Genomic DNA, 16,163 nt, shown 5'->3' on the forward strand with positions numbered 1-16,163 from the left:
GGCCACACGGGCCTGTTTTTCAACAACACCAGCACTTACTGCGCCAGTGTCTGTTCGACAAATGCCTTGACCTTGGCGGCATCGGCATCGAACACCACCACTTTTTGCGGCAGGTCTTCCAGGCCATCAAAGCCGGCGGGACGTGGCGGATCACGGTCCAGCGCTTCGCGGATGGTGTCGGCAAACTTGGCCGGCAGCGCGGTTTCCAGGCAAACAATGGTTTCACCAGGCAGACGCAGCTCGCGTGCCACCTTGATGCCATCGGCGGTATGGGTATCCACCACCACGCCATCGGTCGCGTCCACGGCACGGATGGTGGCCAGACGATCGGCATGGCTGCTCTTGCCGGATACAAAACCAAACTTTTGGGCAGCATCGCCCAGTCTGGCCGACAGATCAAAGCCCTTGCCGGCATCCACATCTGCCCACAATGCCTTCACGGCAGCACCGTCGCGACCAACCAGATCGAACACGAAACGCTCGAAGTTGGAGGCCTTGGAAATATCCATGGACGGACTGGAGGTGACATAGGTATTGGCTGTGCCGCGCGGACGGTAAGCACCGGTGCGGAAGAATTCGTCCAGTACGTCGTTTTCATTGGTGGCCACGATCAGGCGCTGCACCGGCAGGCCCATCTGGCGCGCGATATGACCGGCGCAGACATTGCCGAAGTTACCCGACGGCACGCAGAAGCTGACTTGTTCGTCATTGCTGCTGGTGGCGTTGAAGTAACCCTTGAAGTAGTACACCACCTGCGCCACCACGCGTGCCCAGTTGATGGAGTTGACGGTGCCGATCTGGTACTTGGCCTTGAAAGCGTGGTCGTTCTGCACGGCTTTCACGATGTCCTGACAGTCATCGAACATGCCCTTGATGGCGATGTTGTGGATGTTGGCATCCTGCAGGCTGAACATCTGCGCGCGCTGGAAGGGACTCATCAGGCCATCCGGGCTGAGCATGAACACGCTGATACCCTGCTTGCCGCGCATCGCATATTCGGCCGCGCTGCCGGTGTCCCCGGAGGTGGCGCCCAGAATATTCAGCGACTGGCCTTTTTTGCCCAGCACGTATTCGAACAGATTACCCAGCAACTGCATGGCCATGTCCTTGAAGGCCAGCGTCGGGCCATTGGACAGCTCCAGAATCACCAGGCCATCGGACAGGCGCTTGACCGGGGTGATGGCTTCGCTGCCAAACACGGCTGCGGTGTAAGTGCGGCTGACGATGTCCTTGAGGTCGGCCTCGGGAATATCGGTGGCGAACAGGCGGATGATTTCAAAAGCCAGTTCGGCATAGGACAGACCGCGCCAGGCATCCAGCTGGCTGCGGCTGATCTGCGGGTAGCTTTCCGGCAGCGCCAAGCCACCATCGGGAGCCAGACCCATGAGCAGGATGTCGCTGAAACTTTGCGGCTGCATGCCGCCACGTGTGCTGATGTACTTCATGTGATGTGATTCAACCTGTACGAATGCAGAAGACGTTGCAAGAAGGATGGCCGCGGACTAGTGAGCGTCAATCGGCGGCACTGGCCTCCAGATGATGACTGCAAGCAGCAGAGGCTTCAGCCAGGCGCTTTTTGCCGCGCGGGTCGTCCTTGCGGATTTGCCCGGTCAGCACGCCCATGACTTCTTCCGAGCTGAAGGTATTGGCCAGATGCTCGCTGGCACACTGGCAGTATTTCTGGATCTGGACATCCGAGCGTTCGCTGACACCATCCGATGCCGGCGTGCGCTTGATACAGCTGCGCATCAGGAAACCCTGCAGCAGATTATGCTGACCCGGTGTCAGTGGTGTTGCGTGCAGGGCCGATGCAGTCAGCGCACAGGCCATGCCCACTCCATTCATCCAGTACCTTGCCATTTGCAGCCATCCTGTCACCACCCCGCGCCCAGACGCGGGGATGGCAACTGCTTTAGTCGTTGAGTTCTTCCATGCGCAGGCGCACCACCTTGCCCGATACGCTTTCCAGCGCTTCGATGGCGGCGATGGCTGCATTGATGGCGCGTTCCTGCACACGATGGGTGAGGATCACCACTTCGGCATTGCCCTCGCTGGCCGAACCCTTCTGGATCAGCGCTTCGATGGAAATGCCGTTTTCTGCCAGCAGGCCGGTGATATTGGCCAGCACACCAGCGCGGTCGGCAGCACCGATGCGCAGGTAGTAGGAGCTGTAAACATCATCAATCGGCAAGATGGGCAGGTTTTTCAGCTGGTCCGGCTGGAAAGCCAGATGCGGCACGCGATGTTCCGGATCGGCAGTCAGCAGGCGGGTCACATCGACAATATCAGCCACCACGGCAGAAGCAGTCGGCAGTGCGCCGGCGCCAGCACCATAGTGCAGGGTCTGGCCGATGGCGTCGCCCTTGGCCAGTACCGCGTTCATCACGCCATTGACGTTGGCGATCAGCTGGCTTTCCGGAATCAGGGTCGGATGCACGCGCAGTTCCACGCCGGCGTCAGTACGGCGGGTAAAGCCCAGCAGCTTGACGCGGTAGCCCAATTCTTCAGCGTACTTGATGTCACGACCATCCAGCTTGCTGATGCCTTCCAGATAGCAGCTGTCAAACTGCATCGGAATACCAAAAGCCAACGCAGCCATGATGGTGAGCTTGTGACCGGCATCGTGGCCTTCGATGTCGAAGGTAGGGTCGGCTTCGGCATAGCCCAGGCGCTGGGCTTCGGCCAGTACGTCGGCGAAGCTGGCACCCTTGTCGCGCATTTCGGTCAGGATGAAGTTGGAAGTGCCGTTGATGATGCCGGCAATCCATTCGATGCGGTTGGCCGACAGGCCTTCACGCAGCGCCTTGATGATGGGAATGCCACCGGCAACTGCAGCTTCGAAGGCCACCATCACGCCCTTTTCCTGGGCGCGGGCAAAGATTTCATTGCCATGCACGGCCAGCAGCTTCTTGTTAGCAGTCACCACGTGCTTGCCGTTTTCGATGGCCTTGAGCACCAGCTCCTTGGCGATGGTGTCACCACCAATCAGTTCGACCACAATGTCGACTTCCGGATTGTTGACCACCAGCATGGCGTCATCCACCACCGGCACGCCTTCGCCCAGCACCTCGCGGGCGCGGGCCACATCACGGTTGGCGGCCATGCATACGCGGATGGGGCGACCGGCGCGGCGGCTGATTTCCTCGGCGTTACGCTTGAGTACGGTGGCGGTACCGCCACCGACTGTCCCCACTCCCATCAGGCCAATATTGATCGGCTTCATAACATTCTCCATGTCTGTCTCTAGTGTTTTGTCCCGGGCCGACGGCCTCTTGGCAAAACGGCGGTGGCCGGCTTGCCAGGAGGTCTTCAGGCAGATGATTCAGCCGAAGGATTGTGACATCCGTCGGCTGGATACAGCATCAGGCCGTGCCGTGACGCTGGCGGTAACGTGCCAGGAAGCGGGCGATGCGGCCTATCGCTTCGATCAGGTCATCCGAGTTAGGAAGGAATACCACGCGGAAGTGATCCGGCGCAATCCAGTTAAACCCGCTGCCCTGCACCAGCAACACTTTTTCTTCCTGCAAGAGTTCCAGGATGAACTGCTGGTCGTCGCTGATTGGGTAGATTTTCGGGTCCAGGCGCGGGAACAGGTACAAGGCCCCTTGCGGCTTGACACAAGTCACACCCGGAATATCGGTGAGCAGCTTGTGCGCCAGGTCGCGCTGGCGAGCCAGGCGTCCGCTTGGAGCCACCAGGTCGTCGATGCTCTGGTAACCGCCCAGGGCGGTCTGGATGGCAAACTGTGCCGGCACGTTGGCACACAGGCGCATGGAGGCCAGCATGTTCAGGCCTTCGATATAGTCGCGTGCGTGTTTTTTCTCGCCACACAGAATCATCCACCCCGCGCGGTAGCCACAGGCGCGATAGTTCTTGGACAGGCCGTTGAAGGTGACGACCAGCAGGTCCGGTGCCAGCGAGGCAATGGAGGTGTGCTTGACCTCGTCGTACAGCACCTTGTCGTAGATTTCATCAGCATAGATGATCAACTGGTGCTGGCGCGCCAAGTCGACAATCTGCTGCAACAGTGCTGGCGGATAAACCGCACCGGTGGGGTTGTTGGGGTTGATCACCACGATGGCACGGGTATTGGGGGTGATCTTGGCGCGGATGTCGTCGATGCTGGGGAACCAGCCCTGTTCTTCATCACAGACATAATGCAGCGCCTTGCCACCGGCCAGGCTGACTGCCGCCGTCCACAGCGGATAGTCCGGCGCGGGCACCAGCACTTCATCGCCATTGTCCAGCAAGGCCTGCATGGCCATCACGATCAGCTCGGACACGCCGTTGCCGATGATGATGTCGTCCATGCTGACATTGGGCAGGTGTTTTTCCTGCGCGTAATGCATGATGGCCTTGCGCGCGGCAAACAGGCCTTTGGAATCGGAATATCCGGAAGCGGATGGCAGGTTGACGATGACGTCTTCGATGATTTCATCCGGCGCAAAGAAACCGAACGGCGCCGGGTTGCCGATATTCAGCTTGATGATGCGATGGCCTTCGTCTTCCATCTTCTTGGCATGCTCAAGCACCGGGCCACGGATGTCGTAGCAGACATTGGCGAGCTTCTGCGATTTGTGTACTGGCTGCATGGTGGCCTGTTTTTCCGTCACGGACCGCGCCCCGGCTACGGCGGTGTGCTGGCGGCGGCGCGGCTTGTTGTCTTTCATTGGAGTCCCTTGTCTGTCCCGGCCACGGGCAAAGCGTGCCTTGGCGGCTGGTCAGGGTATAATCCTATCCCAATCCGTGTTGCACTGCATGACGACGTGCGCGCCATACCGGCATGGCTGCAACAGCGCTGCGTGCTGATATTTATTCCTTGCGGGAAATCCACTCCATGAAAATGCATCAGGCCCTGGGACTGGGCAAAAACCTGTTTACCGGCTACGGCGAAGGCCATGTGCTGATCAATGCCGAACGCCATGACGGCAACCTGATTGTCACCCCGGACAGCGTGCAGCCCTGGGGCGTGGCCGATTTTGCCAGCCTGACGGAACAGCATTTCAGCATGCTGCTGGAGATGCAGCCGGAGGTGGTGCTGTTCGGCTCCGGTGCCAGCCTGCGCTTTTTCCACCCCAAACTGATGGCAGCCCTGACCAATGCCGGTATCGGCGTGGATGTGATGGACACCCAGGCCGCCTGCCGCACCTTCAATATCCTGATGGCGGAAGACCGCCGGGTGATTGCCGCCATTCTGGCCATCTGAACCGGTCCTGCCATAAACGAAGCCCCGCATTGCTGTCATGCGGGGCTTTTGCTTGTATCCGGCCAGCAGCTTGATTCAGACAGCCGCAGCTTTCTCGCCGCCAAACTCTTCAAACGCCTGCAAGGCTTCGGCAGCCGTCATCAAGGACGGGCCACCGCCCATGTATACCGCCACTTGCAGCATTTCCATGAATTCCGCCCGGGTACAGCCCAGCTCCACCAGCGCCTTGCTGTGGAAGGCCAGACAGCCCTGACAACGACTGGCAATGCCGATGGCCAGCGCAATCAGCTCCTTGGTCTTGTTGGATAACGCACCCTCGGTATGGGCGGCGCGGCTCATCTGGCCGAAGCCTTTCATGGTGTCAGGAATTTCGCGACGGAATTCAGCCAGCTTGCTGCCCAAGTCTTGTGCCAGTGCGGTGTAATCGTGGCTCATTTTGCTCTCCCAATAAGTTACAAATTAATATTATATATTTTTATATATCATTGCAAGGCATGTTGGCACCGCGCCAGCACAAAATGCAGGCATGGTAATCTGGCTGCCTTGTACTCGCCCAAGGATGACCCGTGTCCCACACTCCCACCACACTGGCCGACTACGATCATGTACGCCAATGGGCAATGCAGTCGCTGTTCCAGCACATGGACGACAGCTACCAGGGCACGGTGATTGTGGACGATCAGGCCCGCATCATCTGGATCAATGCCCGTTATGCCGAGCGCTTTGGCTTTGCCGACCCGGCCTCTGCGCTGGGCCAGCCGGTGGAAAACGTCATCCCCAACAGCCAGATGCGCGAAGTGCTGAGAACCGGCGTGCCGATGCTGCTGGACATCATGCCCACGGGCAAGGACCAGCTGGTGGTGATGCGGCTGCCGCTGAAGGATGGCCAGGGCAAGATCATCGGAGCGGTGGGCTTTGCCCTGTTCGACCAGATTCAATCACTGGCACCGCTGGTAGCCAAGTTTGCCCGGCTGGGCGAGGAGCTGGCGGCCACGCGCGAATCATTGGCGCAGGCGCGGCGTGCCAAATACAGTTTTGACGATTTTGTCGGCCGCAGCAGCCAGATCATCGAAGTCCGGCGTCAGGCCATGCTGGCCGCGCCGCTGGAAGGTGCGGTATTGCTGCTGGGCGAAACCGGCACCGGCAAAGAAGTGCTGACGCATGCCATTCATGCTGCCTCGCCCCGCGCCGGCAAGCCCTTGGTCAGCCTGAATATGGCGGCCATTCCCGACACCCTGCTGGAGGCCGAGCTGTTTGGTGCCAGCCCTAATGCCTATACCGGCGCGGACAAGAAAGGCCGCATCGGCAAGCTGCAACTGGCCGATGGCGGAACATTGTTTCTGGATGAAATAGGCGACATGCCAGCCAGCCTGCAAGCCAAGCTGCTACGCGTGCTGCAGGACAAGGAGTTCGAACAGCTGGGTGCCAACCGCGTGCTGCGGGCGGACATCCGCATCATTGCCGCCACCTCGGCCCGGCTGGAAGAAAAAGTGGCTGCCGGCAGCTTCCGTGCCGATCTTTACTATCGGCTGAACGTACTCACCATCCAGCTGCCGCCCTTGCGCGCCCATTTGCAAGACCTGCCGGAACTGGCCGAGTCGCTGCTCGCCCAGCTGGCGCGGCACGGCCATGTGGCGCGCCAGCAGATCAGCCATGCCGCCCTGCAAAGGCTGGCCGCCTATCACTGGCCCGGCAATGTGCGCGAACTGCGCAATATCCTGGAACGTGCCAGCATGCTGGGGCGCAGCAGCCTGCTGGACGAAGAAGACATCAACGCCCTGCTGGGAAAGCCGAGCACTGCTGCTGCCCCGGTCGGTGCCAGCTACCAGCAGCAAATGGCCCACTATGAGTCCCAGTTGCTACGCCAGGCCTTGCAAGCCTGTCAGGGCCACGTGCCCAGCGCCGCGCGGCAATTGGGCATGGGGCGCGCCACCTTGTACAAAAAGCTGGCTGCCCTGGGCATCAACCCAAGTGATTTCTGAAACACAACCCGACCATTCCCGCTAGCCGTCTCCAAACAGAGACGGCGTCTACAAATCGAGACTCCCCCGCTTTTCCTGCTGCCACAAGGCTTTACCGCCGTGCAGTACCGTCCAGCTCGTCTCCAGATCGAGACAGCAAGCCAGTCTCCGGTCCTGAAATCCCGGCAAGTCATTGATTTAAAACAAACAGCAAATCTGGCACGCTTCCTGCAATATCAACGCACCGACATGGGGCATACCCATGATCGTCCGGTCTTGCACAGGCCATACAACAATGATTGAGGAGAAACACCATGAGCTTTATCGTGGTCTTGCTGGCCCTGTTCTTCCTGATGCTGGCCGCCTATCGCGGCTACAGCGTCATCCTGATGGCACCACTGGCCGCCCTGGGCGCAGTGCTGCTGACCGACCCCTCCGCCGTGGCACCCGCATTCAGCGGACTGTTCATGGACAAGATGGTGGGCTTCATCAAGCTGTACTTCCCGGTGTTCTTGCTGGGTTCGGTATTCGGCAAGCTGGTGGAGATGTCCGGCTTTTCCAAATCCATCGTTGCCGCCGTCATCCGCTTTATCGGTGAAAAGCGCGCCATCGCGGTAATCGTGGCGGTATGTGCACTGCTGACCTATGGCGGGGTATCGCTGTTCGTGGTGGTGTTTGCTGTCTACCCCTTTGCCGCCGAACTGTTCCGCCAGAGCAATATCCCCAAGCGGCTGATTCCCGGCACCGTGGCACTGGGCGCGTTTTCCTTCACCATGGACGCCCTGCCTGGCACGCCGCAAATCCAGAACATCATCCCCACCACCTTTTTCAAGACCACCGCCTGGGCGGCCCCGGCACTGGGTATCTGCGGTGCGGTGTTCATCACCCTGGTGGGGCTGGCTTATCTGGAATGGCGCCGCCGCAGCCTGATGGCCAAGGGCGAAGGCTATGGCACCGATTTGCGCAATGAACCGGAGCACATCGACACCAGCAGCCTGCCCTCGCCCTGGCTGGCCATTGCCCCGCTGCTGCTGATCGGCATCAGCAACTTTGCCTTTACCCGCTGGATTCCCGCCTGGTACGGCAGCAGTCACGAACTGCATCTGGCCGGCATGGCCAAGCCGGTCACCACCCAGATTTCCACCGTCACCGCCATCTGGTCGGTGGAAGCCGCCTTGCTGCTGGGCATTGCCTTTGTCGCACTGACTGCCTGGCCCGCCATCAAGGAACGCTTTGCCGAAGGCAGCAAGAGCGCGATTGCCGGAGCCATGCTGGCCGCAATGAACACCGCCTCGGAATACGGCTTTGGTGCGGTGATTGCCGCCCTGCCCGGCTTCATGGTGATTGGCCATGCCTTGCAGAGCATTCCCAACCCGCTGGTGAATGCTGCGGTCACGGTCAGCACGCTGGCCGGTGTGACCGGCTCGGCTTCCGGCGGCATGAGCATTGCGCTGGCGGCGATGGGCGAACAGTTCATCAGCGCCTGCCAGGCGGCGGGTATTCCGCTGGAAGTGCTGCACCGCGTGGTGGCCATGGCCAGTGGCGGCATGGACACGCTGCCGCATAACGGCGCGGTGATCACCCTGCTGGCGGTCACCGGCCTCACCCACCGCGAGGCTTACCGCGACATCTTTGCCGTCACCCTGATCAAGACACTGGCAGTGTTCTTTGTGATTACCGTTTTCTATCTCACCGGGCTGGTCTGACTCCATCCGGCAATCCCATCCACCGGCCCTGCGCTGCGCAGGGCCAGACAGGACCATCAACATGACAACACTGGCAGGCAAAACTGCGCTGGTTACCGGCTCCACCAGCGGCATCGGTCTGGGCATTGCCCTGGCACTGGCCGAAGCGGGGGCCGATATCGTGCTCAACGGGTTTGGCGACATCGAAGCTGCTCTGGCTTTGATCCGCAGCCATGGCGTGCAGGCCTGGCATCATCCGGCCGATTTGTCCGACCCGGCCCAGATTGACGCGCTGTGCGCCTTTGCCGCGCACGAAACCGGCGGCGTGGACGTGCTGGTGAACAATGCAGGCATCCAGCATGTAGCCCCCATCGAAGCCTTTCCGCCCGCCCAGTGGGACAAGGTGCTGGCCATCAACCTGAGCGCGGTATTCCACACCAGCCGCCTGCTGCTGCCGCTGATGCGCCAGCGCGGCTGGGGCCGCATCATCAATATCGCCTCCACCCACGGGCTGGTGGCTTCCAGCGGCAAGTCCGCCTATGTCGCAGCCAAGCATGGCGTGCTGGGCCTCACCAAGACCGTGGCACTGGAAACTGCCCACAGCCCGGTCACCTGCAATGCCATTTGTCCGGGCTGGGTGCTCACCCCGCTGGTGGCACAGCAGATTGCCGACCGCGCCAGCGCACAGGGCATCAGCCCGCAGCAGGCCCAGCACGATTTGCTGGCCGAAAAACAACCCTCCGGCCAGTTTGTCACCCCGGCGCAACTGGGCGCACTGGCGGTGTTCTTATGCAGCCCGGCTGGCGATGAGGTGCGTGGTGCTGCCTGGGCCATGGATGGCGGCTGGACTGCCCAATAAGCAAAGCAAGGACAATACGATGAACAAGCTTTACCCGGATGCCGCCAGCGCACTGGCGGACATTGTGGCCGACGGCCAGACCATCGCCGTGGGCGGCTTCGGCCTGTGCGGCATTCCCGAAGCGCTGATCACTGCACTGCGCGACAGCGGCGTGCGCAATCTCACCGCCATTTCCAATAATGCCGGGGTGGACGGCTTTGGCCTGGGCCTGCTGCTGCAAACCCGGCAGATCCGCAAGATGGTGTCGTCCTATGTCGGTGAAAACAAGGAATTCGAACGCCAGTACCTGAGCGGCGAACTGGAACTGGAATTCACCCCGCAAGGCACGCTGGCAGAAAAACTGCGCGCCGGCGGCAGCGGTATTCCGGCATTTTTCACCCGTACCGGCTACGGCACGCTGGTGGCCGAAGGCAAGGAGGTGCGCGAATTCAACGGCCACCCGCACATTCTGGAACAAGCCCTGTTTGCCGACATTGCCCTGGTCAAGGCCTGGAAGGCCGACCGGGCCGGGAACCTGGTTTACCGCCGCACCGCGCGCAATTTCAACCCGAATGTGGCGATGGCCGGACGCATCACCGTGGCCGAGGTGGAAGAGATTGTCGAAAACGGCATGCTGGACCCTGACGCCATCCATACCCCCGGCATTTTCGTGCAGCGACTGGTGCTCAATGCCCATCCCGAAAAACGCATCGAGCAGCGCACCGTACGCGCCGCCGCCCTGACGGAGGCATGAACATGGCCTGGACACGCGAACAAATGGCTGCACGGGCAGCCCAGGAATTGCAGGATGGCTTTTATGTGAACCTGGGCATCGGCCTGCCCACGCTGGTGGCCAACCATGTGCCGGACGGCATGGAAGTGTGGCTGCAATCGGAAAACGGCCTGCTGGGCATTGGCCCGTTTCCGGCCGAGGACGAGGTCGACCCCGACCTGATCAACGCCGGCAAGCAAACCATCACCACCCTGCCCGGCTCGGCCATTTTCAGCTCGGCCGACTCCTTTGGCATGATCCGCGGCGGCAAGATCAATCTGGCCATCCTCGGCGCAATGCAGGTCAGCCAGCATGGCGACCTGGCCAACTGGATGATACCGGGCAAGATGGTGAAGGGCATGGGCGGGGCGATGGACCTGGTGGCTGGCGTCGGCAAGGTGGTGGTGCTGATGGAGCATACCGCCAAGAAAAAGGACGGCAGCGAAGAAGCCAAGCTGCTGGAGCGCTGCACCCTGCCCCTGACCGGCGTGGGGGTGGTCAGCCTGATCATCACCGATCTGGGCGTGATCCGGGTGGAAGCAGACGGCCTGCATCTGCAAGAGCTGGCACCGGATGTCAGCGTGGCGGATATCCGCGCCCGCACTGCCGCCCCGCTGCATGTACCGGCAGCTCTGCAAGCAAGGGAAAGCGCCATCGCCGGCTGAGTTGTGATCAGCAATGAAAAAAGCACGCGTCTGACTGCCAGAAGCGTGCTTTTTGTACTGCCGGCCCGCAAGGGCTAGAGCAAGGATTTGACCAGCAAGGCGGTCAGCAGGATGGCAATCAGGCTGAGCAGGAAGTTCTGCCGTTTCTGTTCGCGCATCAAATGCATATAACCCTCCACCAGCAAATCGCTCTTGGCTGCCGACAAGGCCTCGTTCAGCTTGCGCGGCAGCGTGGGCAGGGTGGTGGCCCATTGCGGTGCCTCCTGCTTGAGCGTGCGCAACATGCCGCGCCAGCCGATCTGCTCGTTCATCCACTTGGTGAGGAAGGGCTTGGCGGTGTCCCACAAGTCCAGCTCCGGGTCCAGCTGACGGCCGAGGCCCTCGATATTGAGCAGGGTTTTCTGCAGCAATACCAGCTGCGGCTGGATTTCCACATTGAAGCGGCGGCTGGTTTCAAACAGGCGCAGCAGCACCAGGCCAAAGGATATCTGCGACAGCGGCTTTTCAAAGATGGGTTCGCACACCGTACGCACCGCTGCTTCCAGCTCTTCGGCGCGTGTTTCTTTCGGCACCCAGCCCGATTCGATATGCGCGGTGGCCACGCGGTGGTAGTCACGGTTGAAGAAGGCCAGGAAGTTGACCGCCAGATAATGCTTGTCCTCGTCGGTGAGGCTGCCGACAATCCCGAAATCCAGCGCGATATAGCGGCCATCTTCCGCCACAAAGATATTGCCCGGATGCATGTCGGCATGGAAAAAACCGTGACGGAATACCTGGGTGAAGAAGATTTCCACCCCGAAGCGCGACAGCTTGCGCAGGTCCACGCCCTGCTCGCGCAGGCGCTCTATCTGCCCCACCGGCGTGCCGTGCATCCATTCCAGCGTCAGCACCTGCCGGTTGCTGTAGTCGTAAAACACCTCCGGCACGATCAGCATGTCCGAACCGGTGAAGTTGCGACGCAGCTGCGAGGCATTGGCAGCCTCGTGCATCATGTCCAGCTCGTCGTGCAGGTATTTGTCGAACTCGGCCACCACCTCGCGCGGCTTCAGCCGCTTGCCGTCGATGAAAAAGCGCTCCACCCAGCCTGCCAGCGTGGCCATCAAGGCCAGGTCCTGCTCGATCACCGGCTGGATGCCGGGGCGCAATACCTTTACCGCCACTTCGCGGCCACGGCTGCCATCCGGCTGTTTCAGCCAGGCCTTGTGTACCTGTGCCACCGAGGCACTGGCCACCGGGGTGATGTCAAAATCCACATACAGATTCTCTACTGGCTGGCCAAAGCTCTGTTCGATCACCTGCCGTGCCAGTGCGCCGTCAAACGGAGCGACACGGTCCTGCAAATGGGCCAGCGCGTCGGCATAGTCCGGCGGCAACAAGTCGCGCCGGGTGGACAGCACCTGGCCGAACTTGACGAAAATCGGCCCCAGGCTCTCCAGCGCCAGCCTGACCCGCTCAGGCAGCGGTGCACTGATATCGCGCGGCACCGGGCACAGTTTCAGCAAACTGTGGACAAAGCCCAGCCGGGAATGGCCCTGGAAGAAATCATCCAGGCCATACCGGTACAGCGTGGAAACAATCTTGAAAAAACGCGAAATCCGCATAATGAGAACGGGCTTGCCCTTATTCCTTGGTTTGCGCCAGCGCCGCTTCCAGCCGCGCCAGTCGTTTTTCGCTGCGCGCCACATCGTCACGCAGGCCATCCACTGCGGCCACAAAGCCGCCTACTGCCTGACGGCTGGCCAGCATGGGGGCTTCTTCCCGCAAATGTTCTACCCAGTTTTCCAGCAAACGCCAGGCAATCTCACCCTTGAAGCCCAGCGAGGCACGCGCCACACGCTGCAGGCGATTGGCGGCGACATCGCCCACCAGCCGGGACAAATCCTCACCGGCATCCCAGCGCAGGCGGGCCAGCAAGCGGCCCACAGCGGCGGCCAGTTCGGCATCGCCCTCCAGCGTAACCTCGTTCAGCGCCGGGTCGCGCCCGCTGGCAGCAGCCAGCGCCGCAGCATGACTCAGGCGGATGGTGGCTTCCGGCTCGCCCTCGCAGGCGGCCAGCCAGCCTTCTTCGGTCACTACCCCGCGCACCGTCATCGGTGCCAGCACCACGCCCAGTCGCCGCCCGGCATGCGCTGCCAGTTCGGCACGCACGGCGGGCTGCTGGTTGAGCAGATGATTGAATACTGCAATCTGAATGCGCATCGCGTCTTCTCCGGAAGAATGCTGGCTCAGTGCTTCAAGCGGGCAAACAAGAGATTGATACCCAGCAGGATGAACAGGCCGCCACACAGTTGGTCCAGCCGCTGCGCCACGCCCTTGTGGCGCAGCCAGTCACCCAGCCGCGCCGACAACAAGGCCAGCGCCGCACACCAGGCAAAACCGGTGGCGACAAAGGTCAGCCCCAGAATGACAAAAGACAGCGCGGTGGCACCCGGCTTGACGAACTGCGGCAGAAAGGCGAGGAAAAACAGCGCCACCTTGGGGTTGAACAGATTGGTGAAGAAGGCCTCACGCAGAATCTTGCCCGGACGCGCAGCTTCCAGCGCGCCAGCATCGCCAGCCACGCTGTTGCCGGGCTTGCGCAGCATCTTGACGCCCAGGTAGAGCAAATAGCCCGCTCCCAGCAGCTTCACCGACAGAAAGGCCATGGCAGATGTCGCCAGCAGCGCCGACAGGCCAAAAGCCGCCAGCAGGGTGTGGCCCAGACTGCCAAGGCCTATGCCCAGCGCCGACAACAGCCCCACCTTGCTGCCCTGTGCCGTACTGCGGCCCAGAATGTAGAAGGTGTCCGGGCCGGGCGTCAGGTTAAGCAACAAGCCTGCCGCCATGAAGGCCCACAGATTGGTGATGCCGTCCATGGCGCGTGTCCTTACAGTTTGTAGCCCTTGTGCAGCGCCACCACGCCGCCGGTCATGTTGTGGTAATCCACCTTGCCGAAACCGGCTTCCAGCATCATGGCCTTCAGGGTTTCCTGATCCGGATGCATGCGGATGGATTCGGCCAGGTACTGGTAGCTGTCGGCATCGCCGGCCACCATCTTGCCCATCACCGGCAGCGCCTTGAAGGAATAGAAGTCATAGAAGGGCGACAGCGGTTTCCACACTTTGGAAAATTCCAGCACCATCAGCTTGCCACCCGGCTTGAGCACACGGCACATTTCTTTCAGTGCTGCGTCCTTGTGCGTCATGTTGCGCAGGCCAAAGGCCACCGACACGGCGTCGAAATAATTGTCCGGGAACGGCAGTTTTTCGGCGTCGGCCAGTGATACCGGCAGAATCAGGCCTTCATCCAGCAGGCGGTCACGACCCACGGTCAGCATGGAGCTGTTGATGTCGGTCAGCCATACTTCACCCTTCTTGCCCACGCGCTTGCTCCAGCCGCGCGCCAGGTCGCCGGTGCCACCGGCGATGTCCAGCACCTTGTCACCGGGCTTCACGCCGGAGGTGGTGAGGGTGAAATGCTTCCACACGCGATGCAGGCCACCGGACATCAGGTCGTTCATCACGTCGTACTTCTTGGCGACAGAGTGGAAAACCTCGGCTACCTTGCCGGCCTTTTCACTCTCGGCCACCGTCTTGAAGCCAAAATGCGTTTCTTGATCCATATTCACTCCCTGCTCGCGCCAGCGGCGGCGAGGCGATTCAAATAATCCTGCCAGTACGCGGTCTGCTGCGTGCCCAGCTCGTAAAGGTAAGACCAGCTATAGAGGCCGCTGTCGTGGCCGTCATCAAAGGTGATCTTCAGCGCGTAATGACCAACCGGCTCCAGCGCGGTGATGCCGACATGGCGCTTGCCGGTTTGCAATACTTCCTGCCCCGCGCCGTGTCCGCGCACTTCGGCTGATGGCGAGTACACGCGCAAATATTCGGCCGGCAGCTGGAAACGGGCACCATCCTCGTAACTGATTTCCAGCGTGCGGGACACTGCATGCAAGGTGATTTCCTGCACTTGCGGGCTATCGGGAGTCAATCCTGCCATGTCTGCCTCATCTGTGGGGTAAGGGGTTCAGCCCTGTTCGTCCTTGCGCTCCAGCAGCATGGCGTCGCCATAGCTGAAGAAGCGGTATTCCTGCTGCACTGCATGGGCGTAGGCCGCACGCATTTCCGCATAACCGGCAAAGGCCGACACCAGCATCAGCAGGGTGGATTTGGGCAGGTGGAAATTGGTGAGCAGCCGGTCCACCACGCGGAAGCGGTAACCGGGGGTGATGAAGATGTCGGTTTCGCCACGGCCAGCCACCAGCTCACCACTACGGGCGGCGGATTCCAGCGCGCGCATGCTGGTGGTGCCAACAGCCAGCACCTTGCTGCCACGGGCATGGGCGGCCTGGATCAGATCGTAAGTGCGTTGCGGCACATCGTAGATTTCGCTGTGCATCTTGTGGTCGGCAATGTTTTCCACCCGCACCGGCTGGAAAGTGCCCGCGCCCACATGCAGGGTGACATAGGCCAGTTCCACGCCTTTGGCTTGCAGGGCGGCCAGCATTTCTTCGGTAAAGTGCAGGCCGGCAGTCGGTGCCGCTACTGCGCCTTTTTCCCGCGCATACACGGTCTGGTAGCGCTCGTCGTCCTCGCCCTCTGCCGTTCTCTCTATATAGGGAGGCAGCGGCAGCTTGCCGGAGGCGTCCAGAATGTCGAACAGATTGTCCTCGGCCAGAAAGCGCAGCTTGAACAGCTCGCCTTCGCGACCCAGCATTTCGGCTTCCCAGCGTTCGGCAAAAATCAGCCGGGTGCCGGGCTTGGGCGATTTGGAAGAACGGACATGCGCCAGTGCGGTGTGTTCGTCCAGTACCCGCTCGATCAGTGCTTCAATCTTGCCGCCACTGGCCTTTTCGCCGAACAGTCGCGCCTTGATGACGCGGGTGTCGTTGAACACCATCACGTCGCCCGGCGCAAGCAGGCTGGCAAAATCGGCGAACTGGCCGTCGCTGAGGTTATGGCCGGCAACGTGCAGCAAACGGCTGGCACCACGCACCGCAGGCGGGTGCTGGGCAATCAGGTGATCAGGCAGGTGGTAATCAAAATCAGACAGCAGCATGG

The 16,163-nt window shown here is 61.0% G+C and carries 17 protein-coding genes; 6 read left to right on the forward strand and 11 right to left on the reverse strand.

The genetic code is table 11. The annotated features are described in order from the left end of the window. Positions 1-35: 35 nt before the first annotated feature. The 4 genes from thrC to JHD62_RS04990 form a co-directional block, all read right to left on the reverse strand. The gene (thrC, locus tag JHD62_RS04975; RefSeq protein WP_199102011.1) at positions 36-1,445 is read right to left on the reverse strand and encodes a threonine synthase; all 1,410 of its coding nucleotides are present in this window, start codon (positions 1,443-1,445) and stop codon (positions 36-38) included. A 67-nt stretch (positions 1,446-1,512) separates the two neighbouring features. Further along, complete coding sequence (locus tag JHD62_RS04980; protein WP_199102012.1) at positions 1,513-1,860, reverse strand: hypothetical protein; 348 nt, start codon at positions 1,858-1,860, stop codon at positions 1,513-1,515. 52 nt (positions 1,861-1,912) lie between these two features. Continuing rightward, complete coding sequence (locus tag JHD62_RS04985) at positions 1,913-3,223, reverse strand: homoserine dehydrogenase (protein ID WP_131355686.1); 1,311 nt, start codon at positions 3,221-3,223, stop codon at positions 1,913-1,915. A gap of 139 nt (positions 3,224-3,362) precedes the next feature. Further along, positions 3,363-4,592, reverse strand: a complete 1,230-nt coding sequence (locus tag JHD62_RS04990; RefSeq protein WP_131360836.1) for a pyridoxal phosphate-dependent aminotransferase — start codon at positions 4,590-4,592, stop codon at positions 3,363-3,365. A 245-nt stretch (positions 4,593-4,837) separates the two neighbouring features. On the opposite strand from JHD62_RS04990, the gene JHD62_RS04995 reads away from it, so the two are divergent. Next, on the forward strand, positions 4,838-5,206 hold the full coding sequence (locus JHD62_RS04995; RefSeq protein ID WP_045845718.1) for an Mth938-like domain-containing protein: 369 nt from the start codon (positions 4,838-4,840) through the stop codon (positions 5,204-5,206). Between the two features lie 75 nt (positions 5,207-5,281). Here the strand turns inward: JHD62_RS04995 and JHD62_RS05000 are convergent, their stop codons facing one another. Continuing rightward, a complete protein-coding gene (locus JHD62_RS05000) occupies positions 5,282-5,641 on the reverse strand; it encodes a carboxymuconolactone decarboxylase family protein (RefSeq protein ID WP_199102013.1) in 360 nt (119 codons plus the stop codon). A gap of 131 nt (positions 5,642-5,772) precedes the next feature. Here JHD62_RS05000 and JHD62_RS05005 point away from each other — a divergent pair, with 131 nt between their 5' ends. The 5 genes from JHD62_RS05005 (at position 5,773) to JHD62_RS05025 (ending at position 11,127) form a co-directional block, all read left to right on the forward strand. Next, on the forward strand, positions 5,773-7,188 hold the full coding sequence (locus JHD62_RS05005) for a sigma-54 interaction domain-containing protein (protein ID WP_370541029.1): 1,416 nt from the start codon (positions 5,773-5,775) through the stop codon (positions 7,186-7,188). Between the two features lie 293 nt (positions 7,189-7,481). After that, on the forward strand, positions 7,482-8,873 hold the full coding sequence (locus JHD62_RS05010; protein WP_199102014.1) for a GntP family permease: 1,392 nt from the start codon (positions 7,482-7,484) through the stop codon (positions 8,871-8,873). Between the two features lie 61 nt (positions 8,874-8,934). Further along, the gene (locus JHD62_RS05015) at positions 8,935-9,711 is read left to right on the forward strand and encodes a 3-hydroxybutyrate dehydrogenase (RefSeq protein ID WP_199102015.1); all 777 of its coding nucleotides are present in this window, start codon (positions 8,935-8,937) and stop codon (positions 9,709-9,711) included. A gap of 19 nt (positions 9,712-9,730) precedes the next feature. Further along, complete coding sequence (locus JHD62_RS05020) at positions 9,731-10,444, forward strand: CoA transferase subunit A (protein ID WP_045845717.1); 714 nt, start codon at positions 9,731-9,733, stop codon at positions 10,442-10,444. A 2-nt stretch (positions 10,445-10,446) separates the two neighbouring features. Continuing rightward, positions 10,447-11,127 (forward strand): CoA transferase subunit B, encoded by a 681-nt coding sequence (locus JHD62_RS05025; RefSeq protein WP_199102016.1) that lies wholly within the window; start codon positions 10,447-10,449, stop codon positions 11,125-11,127. Positions 11,128-11,201: 74 nt separating this feature from the next. On the opposite strand, the gene ubiB is transcribed toward JHD62_RS05025, so the two are convergent. The 6 genes from ubiB to queA are packed head-to-tail and all read right to left on the reverse strand — an operon-like array spanning position 11,202 to position 16,161. Further along, positions 11,202-12,728, reverse strand: a complete 1,527-nt coding sequence (gene ubiB / locus JHD62_RS05030; RefSeq protein WP_199102017.1) for a ubiquinone biosynthesis regulatory protein kinase UbiB — start codon at positions 12,726-12,728, stop codon at positions 11,202-11,204. 19 nt (positions 12,729-12,747) lie between these two features. Then, positions 12,748-13,326 carry an SCP2 domain-containing protein gene (locus JHD62_RS05035; protein ID WP_199102018.1) on the reverse strand — a complete coding sequence of 193 codons (579 nt, stop codon included), beginning with the start codon at positions 13,324-13,326 and terminating at the stop codon, positions 12,748-12,750. 26 nt (positions 13,327-13,352) lie between these two features. Beyond that, entirely contained in the window at positions 13,353-13,982 is a 630-nt protein-coding gene (locus JHD62_RS05040; RefSeq protein WP_199102019.1) for a LysE family translocator, read from the reverse strand. Positions 13,983-13,993: 11 nt separating this feature from the next. Beyond that, positions 13,994-14,728 carry a bifunctional demethylmenaquinone methyltransferase/2-methoxy-6-polyprenyl-1,4-benzoquinol methylase UbiE gene (gene ubiE / locus JHD62_RS05045; protein ID WP_045845476.1) on the reverse strand — a complete coding sequence of 245 codons (735 nt, stop codon included), beginning with the start codon at positions 14,726-14,728 and terminating at the stop codon, positions 13,994-13,996. Positions 14,729-14,730: 2 nt separating this feature from the next. Next, positions 14,731-15,102 carry a gamma-butyrobetaine hydroxylase-like domain-containing protein gene (locus JHD62_RS05050; RefSeq protein WP_045845475.1) on the reverse strand — a complete coding sequence of 124 codons (372 nt, stop codon included), beginning with the start codon at positions 15,100-15,102 and terminating at the stop codon, positions 14,731-14,733. Positions 15,103-15,129: 27 nt separating this feature from the next. Beyond that, entirely contained in the window at positions 15,130-16,161 is a 1,032-nt protein-coding gene (queA, locus tag JHD62_RS05055; protein ID WP_199102020.1) for a tRNA preQ1(34) S-adenosylmethionine ribosyltransferase-isomerase QueA, read from the reverse strand. Between the last annotated feature and the right edge of the window lie 2 nt (positions 16,162-16,163).

This window comes from Aquitalea sp. ASV11 (genome assembly GCF_016429185.1).
Taxonomy (GTDB): domain Bacteria; phylum Pseudomonadota; class Gammaproteobacteria; order Burkholderiales; family Chromobacteriaceae; genus Aquitalea; species Aquitalea pelogenes.